Origin of the sequence: Syntrophobacter fumaroxidans MPOB (genome assembly GCF_000014965.1) — a bacterium.
In the GTDB taxonomy this organism is placed as follows: Bacteria; Desulfobacterota; Syntrophobacteria; order Syntrophobacterales; family Syntrophobacteraceae; genus Syntrophobacter; species Syntrophobacter fumaroxidans.
In genome coordinates this window covers 517,447-531,713 of the sequence record NC_008554.1, presented here as the reverse complement: position 1 = coordinate 531,713, position 14,267 = coordinate 517,447, and the positions used below count along the sequence as shown (strand labels likewise).

Sequence of the window (14,267 nt, the reverse complement as noted above, 5' to 3'; positions counted from 1 at the left end):
TCGGCGATGCAACCGGGGGAATCGAGATCGAGTCGAAGTTGCCGAGTCGGGAAACCAAAACCGCAACCAGGAGAATCGCCATGCAAAATGCGCTGATCGTGAGCCTGTTGATGGGAATGATCATGATTCCGGTGGTGGATGCTTTTGCGCAACCGAAGGACGCGAACATTCCGGACGCCGTTACCGTCATCCACAGTCGCAAGAGCGTTCGCAATTTCACCGGGGAGACCGTGGGCAGGGACGTTCTGGAGAAAATCGTCAGGGCCGGCATGGCCGCGCCCACGGCGGTGAACAGACAGCCATGGTCGTTTGTGATCGTGACCGATCGAAAGACTCTCGACACGCTCAACGACGCGCTGCCCTACGCCAAGATGCTGAAAAAAGCCGGTGCGGCCGTCATCGTGTGCGCCATACCCGGCAAGGCATTTGAAAACAGCACGGAGTTCGCGGTCATCGACAGCACGTGCGCCAGCGAGAATATCCTGCTCGCAACGGAAGCATTCGGGCTCGGAGCGGTCTGGACCGCCGCGTATCCCTACAAGGACAGAATGGATATCGTGAGAAAGACCCTGAATATCCCCGAAAGCGTCATCCCCTTGAACGTCATTCCCATCGGGCATCCGACGGGAACCGACAGGCCGAAGGACAAATACCGGCCCGAGAACGTGCACTGGGAAAAGTGGTAGGCGCCGAAAAACGAACGCGGCGGGCCCCGGCGTTCAACCCTGCTGAAAAGGATATCTTTTGGATTGTATACTCTTGGGGAGCGGCGGCATGATGCCCATGCCGGGTCGATACCTCGCATCCATGGCGGTCAGGCTGGACGGCAGGCTTTACCTCTTCGATGCGGGCGAAGGAACGCAGCTTGCCTGGAAAACCTGCCGCATCGGTCTGCGCGGCCTCTCGGTCGTGGCCGTCACTCACCTTCACGCCGATCACTGCCTCGGCATTCCCGGCCTGATGATGCTCAAAGCCCAGCTGGACGATCCCGAGCCGCTCACCGTCATGGGCCCCCCCGGCATCCGCGAGTTCATCCTCGAGAATCACCGCATCCTCGACTTTCATTTGAATTACCCGCTCGAATTCATCGAGTGGTCGGCCGACGCACCGGATTGGAAAGCGTACGAAGACGAACTGTTGCGCATATTCTGGGAACCGCTGGAGCACACGCGGTTTTGCCTGGGGTACCGGGTCGAGGAACTGGAACGCCCGGGGCGGTTTCACCCGGATGCGGCCGACGCGCTGGATATCCCTGAAGGCCCCCTGCGCGGCAGGCTCCAGCGGGGGGAGAGCGTCACCCTGCCCTCAGGTACGGTCGTCGCCGCGCACCAGGTCTCCGGACCGCCGCGCAGGGGCAGACATCTCGCCTACGTGGTCGATACCCGCCCGACTCCCGCAATCCAAAGGCTCTGCCAGGGTGCGGACCTGGCGTTCATCGAGGGCATGTTCCTCCCCGAGCATGCCGAACAGGCACGCGCCAAGGGTCACCTGACCGTGGTCGAGGCCGCCCGGGCGGCCCGCAAAGCCGGGGCTCGGCGGGCCGTTTTGATCCATATCAGTCCCCGGTACGGCGAGGAAGACCTCGATCGCCTGGAACGCGCGGCGCGTGAGCACTTCCAGGATGCCGTCGTGGGCAGGGACCTCCAGGTCTATTCGGTTCCCCTGCCGGATTGAGGGATGCCTGGTCTCCACCTTTCCCGCAAAGGACCGTTTCCCAGGAAAAGGCTTCTTTTCTCCATGAAGACACGAATCAACCTGGCGTTTCTCAAGTCCCTCTTCTCGCGTGCCCGCGGCAGACCCTTCGGAGCATGGCAGATCGAGCTGACCACGCGCTGCCCCCTGCGATGCCGGATGTGTATCCGGTCCGGAAATCCATCCTGGCACCACGCGGACATGGACATCGAGCGTTTCCGGGCGCTCGCCCCGTATTTCAGGAACGTTGAAAGCGCCGTCCTCGAAGGCTGGGGAGAAACCCTTCTCTATCCCCACCTGGTCGAAGCGGTTCGCATCGTCAAGGAGGCCGGCACCGCGGCCGGCTTCGTCACCAGCGGATGGGGCCTCGACGCGCACCGCAGCGCTGAACTGGTGGAGGCCGGGCTCGATTTCATGGGCTTCTCCGTTGCCGGCGCGACCCCCGCAATGCACGACGCCGTCAGGATCAACTCCAGCCTGGACGCCGTGCTGGCCGCCGTCGAGGAGGTCCGACGCGCCAAAACGGACCGGAAGGCGCTCACCCCGTCCCTTCACTTCGTCTTCCTGATGGTTCGCGACAACTGCGCCGACAGTGTGCCGTTGATCGACCTGGCCGGGGAAAACGGCATCGACACCGTGCTGCTCATCAATCTCGTGCATGTGGCCGACGCCTGGCAGGATCGGCAAAGAATGTTCGTGTGCAGCGGCGAGGCCGACGAATCGGTTCTGGTCGAGGCAAACGCCCGGGCCGTGGAGCTCGGCGTCAAGCTGCGCCGGGCGTCCCTTTCCGCCTGCGATATAGCGGTCTGCGAGGAGAACCCTTTAAGGAACCTCTGCATATCCGTGAACGGAGAGGTCACCCCATGCGTGTTCCTCTGTCCGCCCGTCCCCTCCCCGTTCAAACGGATCTACTGCGGGACGGAGGTTTTCGTTCCGCGGGTGAGTTTCGGAAACATTTTCGAAGAGCCGTTCGAGGCCATCTGGAACGATCCGCGCTACGTCGCCTTTCGCGATGTGTTTTCTCAGCGCGAAAAAAGCTTCCGGGAGATGTACTCGGCATTGATGTCCGACTCGAACCGTTTCGCGGCGCTGCGACGCCATGCGCCTCCCCCGCCCCCGGAACCCTGCCGCACCTGCCACAAGATGCTTGGCGTCTGACCGGGACCATAAGCCGGGGCACCATTGCGGGAATTGATCGTCCAGCACCGGGCCTCACGCCCCCACTGCGGAGCAGTACAACCGGGCAGGGCTGCCCTGGTTCGAATACTACAACAGCGATCTCAAGGCCCTGGATGGAAGCGGCAAAATCAAGCGTCTGAAAAGCATTGCCGATTTGAGTAAGGACAAGAAGGAAACCGTCCTGCCCGAAAACACGCCCATCGGACAGGCAAAGACCATTACCATCAAAGGAGACGGCAAACGGAAGATCGTGAGGGAGGGAAGCTTTTAGAACGCGCGGACTGTCCCCTGTTCCCGGAATCCGAACACCCGCGGAGAGCGCGCCGCCGAGCTTTGCACGGCAGGGCGATGTCGAGTCGTTCCGGACGGAAAAGCCATGGATGGATGCACCATGAATGAAGAAGAAGGATTGGACCCGGCGCAAAGGCGAACCTTGTACGAGATCCTGGAAAACTCCTTTCGAGCGAAGTCGGGATGGGACAAGGTCGAGGGGTTGTTTCGCGCTCTCGGAGCCGGTTTCGCCGACAACGGGGATTCCCGCATCCAGGTTTTCCTCAACGACGTGGTCGCGGTCTTCCATCGCCCGTACACGCAAAAGGAAATCCACAAGGGGGCTCTTATGTCCGTCAAAAGGTTCTTGATCCAGGCAGGGGTGGCAAAACCGGGAGAATAATCCCCAGCCCCGCATTTCCAGCGGACCCGGTTGCACGGGGACAAACCATGATCACGATGCGATACGGAAAATACATTGCCTCTGTCGAATTCGATCAGCAGGCAGGGATTCTCTACGGGGAAGTGACCAATCTCAATGACGTGGTCACGTTTCAAGGCCGCTCGGTCAGTGAGTTGGAACAGGCACTCAAGGAATCCATCGAGAGCTACCTGAACGCGTGCGCCAGATTCGGCAAGGAACCGGAGAGGCCGTATACGGGAGTATTCCAGGTCAGGATACGCCCGGAAGTGCACCGATGGGCCGTCATGGCCGCACAGAGCGAAGGCAAGAGCCTGAACAAATGGGTGTCCGAAAAACTGGAGGAGGCTCTCAAGGGAGAGCATCGCATTGCCAACGATCAGCCGGTCCGATAACGGGACCATGGCACCCGTGAGGGCCGGATCCCCCGCGGCTTTTGTTCCGGGCGAGTCGAGCTCATGTGCGCCGGACGCCGGCGTCATGGGACATTGCGTGTAATACAATTTTGCATTCAAGATGAGTGCATCGGGCGGGCGGGGATAAAACCCCGCCCCTTGTATGTCTGACGGGCACTTCGGCCCGTACAAAAGGGGGTTATACCCGCCCGCGTCACCTTCAGGCGGACAGGTGCCGTGTAATCTTGAACGCACCTCGGTATAAGATCGCAGGGTACGGGACCCGCGAAACGGCGGGGCCGGGCATCCGCCCGCGTCTCATACGGATTTACCTAGAAAATAGATTCCCGGGTGAGTCTGTTTTCATGCTTCGCGGGTGTCGCAGGGGGCATGGATAATTGCGTTCAAAATGATACTCTAAAAGCGTGGGGGACGTATCCCCCACACCCCCTCGCCGCTTCGCGGCTCCGTGTGGCGCTGCGGCGGCGGCCTTCGGCCAGTCGCCGACAGCGCCGAGCACTCGGCCTCACGCGCTTGCGCGTGTGGCCGAAACTTGGGGGGGCGGGGGAATCATTCCCCCGCTCTTTTGTGCTTGAAAGATCCATCTCTTGAACGCAACTTCGTATCAGGCACTCGGGTCGGAAAAGCGGCAATCTTGCGGACCTGCGTCCAAGACCTTTCGGACCCAGGATTCCATGATGCGGGAATATTCGGGATCGCGGATCACCGTCCTGGCTCGACCGCCCGCCGCGGGGACCAGTTCGACCCGGCCCGCGGCCAGCCAGTTGATCACCTGGGCGTACATTTCATACTCCAGCTGCAATCCGCGTTGCCGGACCTTTTCGACATCATCTTCCGGCAGGATTGGGTAAACGGCTTGAGCGATGATCGGACCGGAATCCTCCCCTTCGTCCACGAAATGGATCGTGATCCCTCCCCACCTGCAGCCGTAGGAGAAGGTGTCCTCGTAACCGTGCTGTCCGGGAAACGCAGGCAACAAGGCGGGGTGAATGTTGATGACCCGCAGTTTCCCCGCCCGGTTGAAGTGATGGAGGAAGAAAGGCGTCACCAGGCGCATGAATCCCGCCAGGCAAACGTAGTCCGGCCGGTAGGCCTCGATGGCCGCGATCATTTCCGCCTCGGCGCTCATCAGGCGGACCAGCCTCTTGAGCCGCTCCTCCCGGTCTTCGTGATGCAGGATGTTTTGCGCGCGGTCCACTGCGTCCACGTCCACCGGCAGTTTTCGCTCGAGCACCGTCCAGTCCTGTTTCAGGAATCCCCTGTAGTCGACGACGCGCGCCGGGATGCCCGCCGCCTCGGCTCGAGCCAGTCCCCGTATCCCCGGACGGTCCGATGCCACGACCACGATTTCGGCCGCCAGCCTGCCGTCACGGGCCCGGTCGATGAGCGCCTGCAGATTCGTGCCGCTCCCCGAAACGAGGACGGCGATGCGCAGCCTGGAATCAGATTCGGACATGTCGCCTCATTCTCCCCGAAGTCGACCGGAATTCACCGCCCACGGGCATCAATGGAACCACGGTCATCAACGGAAATAGTTCACCGCGTTGCGGAACAGTTTCAGGCCCTCTCCTTCCCGGGGCGCGACCGTCCCGCTCCGCCTGGCGAGCTCTCTTTTGCGCGTCCATTCGGGATGGTTCGTCCAGTCGTTGAACGCTTCCGGGTGAGGCATCAACCCGGCGACTCTGCCCGTCGGATCGCATATGCCCGCAATGTCCGCCACGGACCCGTTGGGATTGGCGGGGAAGGCGCCGCCGGCAACCTTGCCGTCCGCCCCGGCGTAGCGCAGGATCACCTGCTGCCGTCGTTCGAGCCGTTCCAGGACATCCGTTTCAGCGAAGAATTTGCCCTCTCCGTGACGCACCGGGAGCTCGATCGCCTCGATGCCTTCGGTGAGAACGCAGGGAGAGGCCGCATTGCCGATCAAGTTCACCCACTGGTCCCGGAAATTCCCGCAGTCGTTGTTGATGAGCGCCACTTCGCGCTTGAGCACACCGGGCTCGAAACCGGGCAGCAGACCCAGATTCACGAGCACCTGGAAGCCGTTGCAGATCCCGATCACGATGCCGCCCGAGGCGACGAACGCCTGCAGATCGTCTCCCAGTCGATGCTTCAACCGCATGCCCATGATGACGCCGGCCCCGTGATCGTCGCCCCACGAAAACCCGCCGCCCACGACAAAGATGCGATAATCGGCCAGGCGCTTCTCCCTCTGCGCCAACGAATTGAGGTGGACCCTTTCGACGTCCGCCCCGACGATGGTCAAGGCATAGGCAGTCTCCAGGTCGCAGTTGAGACCGAACCCCGTCAACACCAGGGCTTTCACGCGGCTCATCGCTCGCTCCTGAATGATATCCGAAACACGCCGGGAAAGACCCGGCTCATTCGCCTCTTTCCCCGCCCGCTCCGAATTTCCATGAGTGCTTCAGTTCTCCCACGGGTTCCTCCAACAGCACGTTTCCACTCCTCCCGGCGACGACAAACACCGGTTCGGCCAGGACCTCCCCGACCGGAGCGCACGGCAGCCCGCCCGCCATGGCTTCGAAGGCGCCGCGCATGGCGGGTGAAACAGTGAGGATGAAGCGCCCGCACGACTCGCTGAACAGGATATGATCGTCGCGCGGTCCGGGACCGCTTTTCGCCTGCGCGCCCGCATGCGCAACCGGCACTTTCTCCAGGTCGAGCCTCATTCCGAGTCCCCCCGCCATCGCGGCCATGGCTGCGTGGACTCCCAGCCCGCCCCGGTAGATGCCGTGGCAGGAGGCGACCAGCCCCTCCCTTATGGCCTTTTCCACCACCCGATAGACGGGCAGCACCGATTCGGGATCGAGCTCGGGAACGTTCCGCCCGAGGTATCCGAAGCAATCGTAATACTCGGAACCTCCCAGCTCGTCGTGGGTCCAGCCGAGCACATAGACGAGATCCCCGGCGGTCTTGACGTCCATGGTCTGACAATCGGAGATGTCGGGCACGACGGTGGTCGCCGTAAACTGCATCGTCGGCAGCCCCGATATCTTGTGCCGTTCCCCGTAAGCCCCGCCAAGATGCCCGTCCACGTACATGCTGTCCTTGCCCGAGAGCAGCGGAATGCCGAAAGCAAGGCAGATGTCTCGAAGCGCCCAGTTTGCCCGCACGAGTTGAGCGGCCTTGTACCTGCCGTCCGGATTGCTCACGGGGTCGTATTGAACGCTCGGCCAGCAGAAATTGTCGACCCCTCCGATCTCCTCAAGTCTCCCCCCGACGGCCACCAGCCGCCGCACCGCTTCATCGATGGTCGCGGCAACCATGTGGTAGGTGTCGATGGCGGAATAGGTCGGATTGATCGACTGGGAAACCGCCAGCCCCCGCCTGCTTTCCAGGGCGGGGCGAAGGACGGCCGCATCGTTGGGCACGTCACGGTCCACGCCGGTCATCAGCTTGATGACGCTGCCCCCCTGCACTTCGTGGTCGTACTGCCGCTGGATCCATTCCCGGGAGCACACGTTGGGGCGGGCCAGGACATCGTGCAGCAACCGCCCGTAATCCGCCGGTTCCGCAAGCACCGGCTCATGCAGTCCGCGGTTGTCCGGAGGTTGCCAGTCGGCTTCGAATTCCCATTGCGGGAACGCTTCCGTGAAGAGACTCAGGTCGAGGCACGCGCAGGTCTTCCCCCGGTACGTCAGGTGCAGCCTGCCGTCGGAGCCGTATGTGCCGATGGCCGTGCTTTCCACTTCGTGCCTGCGCGACAGTTCCATGAACCGGTCGAGATGCCGGGGATTGACCGCCACGGTCATCCGTTCCTGGGATTCCGATACCCAGATCTCCCACTGATCGAGGCCTTCGTACTTCAGGGGAACCTTGTCCAGCTCGACGCGGGCGCCCCCGCAAAACCGCGCCGATTCCCCGACCGAGGAGGAAAGACCGCCGCCGCCGTTGTCCGTGATGAATGAAATGAGCCCCTCGTCGCGCGCTTCCAGCAGAAAATCGTGCATCTTCTTCTGGGTATAGGGGTCGCCGATCTGAACATGACCCGCGGGGGTGCTTTCACTGTAGATCTCGCTGGATGCCGTGACTCCGTGGATACCGTCCTTGCCCACGCGACCGCCGCTCATGATGATGAAATCTCCCGGGTCCGGGCGCTTGAGATCCGAAGGTTCCCCCCGGACCAGCCGCGGCATGATGCCCAGGGCGGCCACGAACACCAGGCACTTGCCGAGAAAAGACGGGTGGAAGAACAGGTTTCCGAAAGGCGTCGGAACCCCGTGCTTGTTTCCTCCGTCCTTCACCCCTTCCACGATGCCGTCGAGCAGCCGTCGGGGGTGCAGGTGCGGCCGCAACGGACCCCGGTAATCCTTGGGCCCCACGCAGTACCCGTAGAGGCCGGCCGTCAGCCTCGCTCCCTTGCCCGTTCCCATGATGTCCCGGTAAATCCCCACAATGCCCGTGAGCGCTCCGCCGTAGGCTTCCATGTTGGATGGGCTGTTGTGGGTTTCGCCGGTGATGACGTAGTTGTTGTTGTCGTCGAAGCGGGCAACGCCGGCGTTGTCCCAGAGGACCGATACCACCCAGTCCTTCTCCGCCTGGATGGCAAGCGTGGGGGCTTCGATACAGGTCTTGAAGAGGTTGTCCACGACCGTGCGCTCGCCGGTCGCAAGATCCCGGTAGTGGAACTTCCCCCGAAACGTGTTGTGATTGCAGTGGTCGCTGCGGGCTTGCGAAATCGCTTCGAGCTCGACGTCCGTGGGCGCCCCCAGGCCCATTTCGCGGCGCGCCCGGACGACCTCCGGACGAGCGAAGTAGTCGAGGATCACCGGAACGTCGAGGGGATTGAGCGCCAGGTTGCGCTCGTCGCTCAATCGCATCAGGTCTTCCGGGGATTCGATGGGCATCTCCCGGGTTTCGGGAGTGTGCGGAAGCACCACCCTGGGCAGAATGATCCCGACTCCCCCGGCGGGATCCCATTCGTCGTAACGGTATATGCGCCACTGCTGGACGATGTCGTTGGCAAGCAACTCACGCGCAACGGTTTCGACTTCCGTTTTACCGAGGCGGGTCCCCGAAAGGAGGTAGAGCCTGGACGTGTAGGCGGACTCTTCCGCGCCCAGCTTCCGGCCGAGCAGATCGGAGATGGCCTCGACAGCCACACTGCCCGCGGTATCCCTCACGCCGGGGCGGTACCCCACCCAGATCGCCCAGTCGAACCGAACCGCCGACGTTCCGTACACCGACACCTGTGTCACCGGGTTGGTGAATATCTCCTTGCGGACGGCCTCGAGCTCAACCCCGGTAAGCCCCGTGTCGAGTGTCAAGATATGAATGACACGGGCCCGTTGGACATCCCAGCCGAAGTAGTCCTTGATCTTTCGGCACAGGCCGGCCCCTTCGGCGTCAAACAGATGTTCTTTGAGCGATATCTCAAGTCGTGTCGCCATGGCATGATTCCAATGCGTCAGAACAGAAGCAATTTAACGGCTATCGCCACCAAAATCAGCCCGCCCACGGTCTCCATCCTTCGGCCAAACTGTCTCGAGAGCCGATTCCCGAGCCTCATCGCCCCCCAGGTCATGATTCCGGCGGTGATGCCGATCCACACCGCCGAGAGGAACAACTGCTGTCCGAGAATGCCGAAGCTGAATCCCACCCCCAGGGCATCCATGCTGGTTGCCACGGAGAGCATGACCAGGCTCGATCCTTTGGTGGGATCGGGGCACTCCCCGTCCTCGGCTTCGAGCGAGCGGAAGCTCTCATAGGCCATTTTCCCTCCGATGAAAAGCAGCAGCGCGAACGAAATCCACGGTCCCCACGTGCTCACCAGATCGGCGGCGCGACTTCCCACGAACCAGCCCGCGATCGGCATCATCATCTGGAACAACCCGAAATGGAACGAGAGGCGGAAAATCTGGCGGGGATTGCAGAACCTGGTCCCGACGCCCATGCCGACGGCAAAAGCGTCGCACCCGAGCGCCAGCGCCACCAGGACCGTTTCAACTACGCTCAAGGCTCTTTCCTTACATGCACAGCCGTTCGGGATTCCCTATCGTGATCCCGAGCGAAGGGAGAATTCGGGCACCGGCTATGGTAAACGGGGTATCGCGACAGCCTCGATCGATCGCCCGAGGCTGGACTGTCTCTCAGTGCGGCTTCCCGGCACGCACTCCTCTCGACGGGCATCCTGGCGCCCGCAACGTGAAAACTCTCAGGTGTAGTAACAGCTGTAACTCACGCCGATCGCCGGATATTGCTCGGCCAACTCGGCCAGCAACCGCTCCGTGTCGCGTTCCGCATTGACGAACTTGACCCCCATCCCTCTCGGGGTCAACGCATCCGACGGACCATGAATGTTCGCCCAGACAACCTCGCCGTAAACCTCGACGGGATTCCTCATGCCCGGAAACTGCAGCACGAGCCTGAGCTTGGCGTTCAGCGGCGCCGGCTCCTGGCAGACCACCAGAATCCCGCGCTCGTTGAAATGCATCGATGTCCCGCGGCGCAATTGATCACCCATGAAATACGTCACCAGACAGGGCTGTTTCTTCTCCGGTCCCCCGTCTTTCGATGATGGACGTTCCCGTTCGCTCATTCTTCGGTCCCTCGGCTGTGATCATCTCAACCTGGCGTCGAACTCCACCAGAACCTTGCTCACCAAACCTTCATGGAGGCGGTTCACTTCCTCGTCGGTCAAACTGCGGTCGGCAGCCCGGTAAACCAGCCTGTACCCGATGCTCTTTCTTCCGGCCCCCAATTGCGGGTCTCTATATATATCGAATATATCGATGTGTTCCAAGAGCGCTTCACCCTGACTCCGGATGAAATCGAACGGCCCCTGCACGGGAACGCTCTCGTCCACGACGAGCGCCATGTCCCGCGAAACCGACGGGAATTTCGGCAAACTGCTGAAAAAGGCGGGCGGCCGCGCGATTCCGAACAGTCTCTCGAAATCGAGATCGAACACGAACACGGGTTTCTTCAGGTCGAAGGCGGCCCGGACGTCGGCGGCCACCCTTCCCACGGCTCCGAGGTTCAGTTCCCCGTGCATGATCGTGGCGGCGCATGCCGCGTCCAGATAAGGAGGCGGAGCTTCGGAGTCAAATCGAACGCCCTCGATGTGCAAGAGTTCCAGGATCCCTTCCACGATGCCCTTGGCGTCGGCATAATCCACGTCGTCATCGCCGCCGTAGAGCAGGTTCAGGGAACGCTTTCCGGCCAGAATCCCGGCCACCTCGTGGACCTCCTCGGGGAGCGGGGCCCCCTCGACGGGCAGAAACACCTTGCTCAATTCGAACAGCTTCAGATCGTCGTTCTTGTGATCGAAGTTGTACCGGGCCGTTTGCAGCAGGCTCGGCACCAGCGTGGTGCGCATCACCGCCTGCTCCTCGCTGAGCGGGTTCCTGATCTGAACGGGATTCAGGCGCCTGTCGCCCGCCGGGAATTTCAATTTCCGAAGGGATTCCATCGAAACGAACGAGTAGTTGATGGCCTCAAAGAACCCCGCGCCCTCGAGATAGCCCTTGATGTCCATCCGCGCCTGCAGATGCCGATCCAGCGAAGCGGCTTCCATTCGCACCTCGGGGTAGGTCACGGGCACCCGGTCGTATCCGGCCAACCTGGCGATTTCCTCAGCAAGATCGACTTCGCGCGTGATGTCGGGCCGGAAAGTCGGCGGGATCACCTCGAGGCCGCCGCCGTTCTCCTCGACCTGCATCTCGATGGAGCGGAGCGCCCCGGCCATTTCCGCGGGGGTGAGGTCCGTTCCCAGAAAACGATTCACCCGGTCCGTCCTCAGGACCAGCACCGGTTTCTCGGCGGGGCGAGGATACGCGTCGACCCTTCCCGTCGCGAGGTCTCCGCCGCCGACTTCCACCATCAGTTGAGCAGCCCGGTCCAGGGCGCGGATCACACCCTCCGGGTCCACACCCCGCTCGAAACGGTAGCTCGACTCCGTTCGCAAGCCGAGCTTGCGACTGCTGCGCCGTATGCACCTTGGTTCGAAGCAGGCGCTCTCGATGAGCACGCGCCTCGTCCGCGCGCCGATTTCCGAATCGAGTCCTCCCATTATCCCCGCCACGGCAACCGGTCCCACACCGTCACAGATCATCAGGGTATCCCCGAACAAGATTCTCTCGGTTCCATCCAGCGTGGTGAATCGTTCGCCCTCGCGGGCATAACGCACGACGATCCGTTGCTCGCGCAAAAGGTCGAAGTCGAACGCATGCAGCGGTTGCCCCAATTCCATCAGGATGTAGTTCGTCACATCCACGATATTGTTTATGGACCGCAATCCGACGGCTTCCAGCCTGTCCTTGAGCCATTGCGGAGAAGGCCCGACGGTGATTCCTTCGATAACGCGCGCGGCATATCGCGGGCATCCATCCGGAGCATCGATCCGAACCGAGGCAAGGGAATCGACCTCCGGCCCGGTTTCCCGGCACGCAACGGCCGGATATCGCAACCGCACGCCGGAAATGGCCGCGATCTCGCGGGCAATGCCGACGATGGACAGGCAGTCGCCGCGGTTGGGGGTCACCGCGACGTCGAGGATCGTGTCGTCTAGATCCAGGGCTTCGGACAAGGGCACCCCCACAGGCACCTCGCCCGGCAGAGGCCAGATTCCCGAGGCGTCTTCGCCCAGTCCCAGTTCCTTCTGCGAACAGAGCATGCCCAGCGAGGCCACCCCTCGAATCGTTGCCTGCCCGATTTTGACACCACTTGCCAGTTCGGCGCCGGGAAGCGCCAGCGGAACGATCTGCCCCGCCTTCACATTGGGCGCGCCGCACACGACGGAGTACCGTCCGTGCCCGTCGGAAACCTCGCAGACGCTCAGACGATCCGCCCGGGGGTGCGGCTCAACCTTTTCCACCCGTGCCGTCACCACCCTGCCCAGGCATGGATGCAAGGGATGACAGCCGTCGATTTCGAGCCCCACCATCGTCAGTCGATGCGTCAGTTCCTCGACGGAAAGCGAGGTCTCAACATAATCCCGGAGCCACTTCAAGCTGACAATCATCTCGAATTCCTTAATGTTATTATCGGCATGGCAGCGTTTGAACCCAAGCGAATACTATCATCGACCGCCCTCGCGACACCCACTCCCTGCATCGGGCGCGCAGACGAATGCCGGCTTTCACGCCTCGGCACCGCGCGCACAACGGCTGCCCATTCGATGACGACGGCTGAAGATCGGAATTACAGGGTGGGACGGAAGGCGGATGCTTGAAAGTGACGGGGCTGCCCCCTGCGATTCCGCCACATATCCCGACTGGCGTCGCCTGGACGTCCGTTCGTGCGCCGGAACGGTTCCCGGCTTAAAACTGCCTGAGGAAGCGGAAATCGTTCTCGAAGAAAAGCCGCAGATCATCGATCCCATATTTGAGCATGGTGATCCGTTCGATTCCCATGCCGAAGGCAAAACCGGTCACTTCCTCGGGATCGTAGCCGACCATCCTGAAAACCTCCGGATCAACCATACCTGAACCGAGAATTTCCAGCCAGCCCGTCTGTGAACAGACCCGGCATCCCTCGCCCTTGCACATGACGCACTGAATGTCCACTTCGGCGCTGGGCTCGGTAAACGGGAAAAAACTGGGGCGGAAACGCAGCCCCACATCAGCTCCGAACATCTGGTGGACGAAAATGGTGAGTATTCCTTTCAGATCGCCGAAAGAAATGTCCTTTCCCACCATGAGTCCTTCCACCTGGTGGAACATGGGCGTGTGGGTCACATCCGAATCGCAGCGGTAGGTCTTGCCTGGAGCGATGACCCTGATGGGCGGACGACGCTTCTCCATCGTTCGCACCTGCAGGGGCGAAGTGTGCGTTCGCAGGACGACGTCGTCCGAAACGTAGAAGGTGTCTTGCATGTCCCGGGCCGGGTGGTCCCTGGGGATATTCAGGGCCTCGAAGTTGTAATAGTCCAGTTCCACTTCGGGGCCTTCCACGATCTCGAAGCCGAGCCAGTTGAAGATTCGGCACACTTCCCTGGCGACCTGGCTGATGGGATGCAACCGCCCGCGCGGCGGTCGTCGCCCCGGAACGGTGATATCGATTTGTTCGCGGCGTCCCGCCCCCTGCTCCCCCCCGCGTTCCAAGGCTTCGGCGAACAGGGCTTCGAGCCTGACTTTGGCCTCGTTGAGGACCTTGCCCACGGCCGGTCTTTCAGCTTCCGGGACTTTGCCCATCTCCTTGAAAAGCCTGGCCAATTCGCCCTTGCGACCCAGAAAACGCACCTTCAACTGCTCAATGGCCCTGGCATCGTTGGCCAAGGCAAGAACTTCGTGATCGGCGGAATTCAGGAGCTTTCGAACGGCGTCTTCCAT

At 61.8% G+C, this 14,267-nt stretch carries 12 protein-coding genes; 5 read left to right on the top strand and 7 right to left on the bottom strand.

Annotated features, from left to right (window positions below; translation table 11 throughout):
- Positions 1–80: 80 nt before the first annotated feature.
- The 5 genes from SFUM_RS02245 (at position 81) to SFUM_RS02225 (ending at position 3,957) form a co-directional block, all read left to right on the top strand.
- On the top strand, positions 81–686 hold the full coding sequence (locus tag SFUM_RS02245; RefSeq protein WP_011697313.1) for a nitroreductase family protein: 606 nt from the start codon (positions 81–83) through the stop codon (positions 684–686).
- 58 nt (positions 687–744) lie between these two features.
- Positions 745–1,674, top strand: coding sequence for a ribonuclease Z (locus SFUM_RS02240; protein ID WP_150109411.1), 930 nt, complete (start codon positions 745–747; stop codon positions 1,672–1,674).
- 63 nt (positions 1,675–1,737) lie between these two features.
- The gene (locus tag SFUM_RS02235) at positions 1,738–2,850 is read left to right on the top strand and encodes a radical SAM protein (RefSeq protein ID WP_167321301.1); all 1,113 of its coding nucleotides are present in this window, start codon (positions 1,738–1,740) and stop codon (positions 2,848–2,850) included.
- A 412-nt stretch (positions 2,851–3,262) separates the two neighbouring features.
- Positions 3,263–3,544, top strand: a complete 282-nt coding sequence (locus SFUM_RS02230; RefSeq protein WP_150109410.1) for a type II toxin-antitoxin system HicA family toxin — start codon at positions 3,263–3,265, stop codon at positions 3,542–3,544.
- A 47-nt stretch (positions 3,545–3,591) separates the two neighbouring features.
- Positions 3,592–3,957, top strand: a complete 366-nt coding sequence (locus SFUM_RS02225) for a type II toxin-antitoxin system HicB family antitoxin (RefSeq protein ID WP_011697308.1) — start codon at positions 3,592–3,594, stop codon at positions 3,955–3,957.
- A gap of 625 nt (positions 3,958–4,582) precedes the next feature.
- Here SFUM_RS02225 and purN read toward each other — a convergent pair.
- The 7 genes from purN to pheS all read right to left on the bottom strand — a co-directional run bounded on the left by purN (position 4,583) and on the right by pheS (position 14,267).
- Positions 4,583–5,434, bottom strand: coding sequence for a phosphoribosylglycinamide formyltransferase (purN, locus tag SFUM_RS02220; RefSeq protein ID WP_011697307.1), 852 nt, complete (start codon positions 5,432–5,434; stop codon positions 4,583–4,585).
- A 66-nt stretch (positions 5,435–5,500) separates the two neighbouring features.
- Complete coding sequence (locus tag SFUM_RS02215; protein WP_011697306.1) at positions 5,501–6,310, bottom strand: phosphoribosylformylglycinamidine synthase subunit PurQ; 810 nt, start codon at positions 6,308–6,310, stop codon at positions 5,501–5,503.
- 46 nt (positions 6,311–6,356) lie between these two features.
- The gene (locus tag SFUM_RS02210; protein WP_011697305.1) at positions 6,357–9,386 is read right to left on the bottom strand and encodes an AIR synthase-related protein; all 3,030 of its coding nucleotides are present in this window, start codon (positions 9,384–9,386) and stop codon (positions 6,357–6,359) included.
- Positions 9,387–9,403: 17 nt separating this feature from the next.
- Positions 9,404–9,952: a manganese efflux pump MntP gene (locus SFUM_RS02205; RefSeq protein WP_011697304.1), complete on the bottom strand. Its 549-nt coding sequence runs from the start codon at positions 9,950–9,952 to the stop codon at positions 9,404–9,406.
- A gap of 198 nt (positions 9,953–10,150) precedes the next feature.
- Positions 10,151–10,534: a PilZ domain-containing protein gene (locus tag SFUM_RS02200; RefSeq protein ID WP_011697303.1), complete on the bottom strand. Its 384-nt coding sequence runs from the start codon at positions 10,532–10,534 to the stop codon at positions 10,151–10,153.
- 21 nt (positions 10,535–10,555) lie between these two features.
- On the bottom strand, positions 10,556–12,958 hold the full coding sequence (pheT, locus tag SFUM_RS02195; RefSeq protein ID WP_011697302.1) for a phenylalanine--tRNA ligase subunit beta: 2,403 nt from the start codon (positions 12,956–12,958) through the stop codon (positions 10,556–10,558).
- Between the two features lie 298 nt (positions 12,959–13,256).
- Entirely contained in the window at positions 13,257–14,267 is a 1,011-nt protein-coding gene (gene pheS / locus SFUM_RS02190) for a phenylalanine--tRNA ligase subunit alpha (RefSeq protein ID WP_011697301.1), read from the bottom strand.

What these genes read in the sequence shown, in the direction of transcription:
- SFUM_RS02245 (WP_011697313.1), top strand. Translation starts at nt 81, where the DNA reads ATGCAAAATGCGCTGATCGTGAGCCTGTTGATGGGAATGATCATGATT.
- SFUM_RS02235 (WP_167321301.1), top strand. Translation starts at nt 1,738, where the DNA reads ATGAAGACACGAATCAACCTGGCGTTTCTCAAGTCCCTCTTCTCGCGT.
- SFUM_RS02230 (WP_150109410.1), top strand. Translation starts at nt 3,263, where the DNA reads ATGAATGAAGAAGAAGGATTGGACCCGGCGCAAAGGCGAACCTTGTAC.
- SFUM_RS02225 (WP_011697308.1), top strand. Translation starts at nt 3,592, where the DNA reads ATGATCACGATGCGATACGGAAAATACATTGCCTCTGTCGAATTCGAT.
- purN (WP_011697307.1), bottom strand. Translation starts at nt 5,434, where the DNA reads ATGTCCGAATCTGATTCCAGGCTGCGCATCGCCGTCCTCGTTTCGGGG.
- SFUM_RS02215 (WP_011697306.1), bottom strand. Translation starts at nt 6,310, where the DNA reads ATGAGCCGCGTGAAAGCCCTGGTGTTGACGGGGTTCGGTCTCAACTGC.
- SFUM_RS02210 (WP_011697305.1), bottom strand. Translation starts at nt 9,386, where the DNA reads ATGGCGACACGACTTGAGATATCGCTCAAAGAACATCTGTTTGACGCC.
- SFUM_RS02200 (WP_011697303.1), bottom strand. Translation starts at nt 10,534, where the DNA reads ATGAGCGAACGGGAACGTCCATCATCGAAAGACGGGGGACCGGAGAAG.
- pheT (WP_011697302.1), bottom strand. Translation starts at nt 12,958, where the DNA reads ATGATTGTCAGCTTGAAGTGGCTCCGGGATTATGTTGAGACCTCGCTT.
- pheS (WP_011697301.1), bottom strand. Translation starts at nt 14,267, where the DNA reads ATGGAAGACGCCGTTCGAAAGCTCCTGAATTCCGCCGATCACGAAGTT.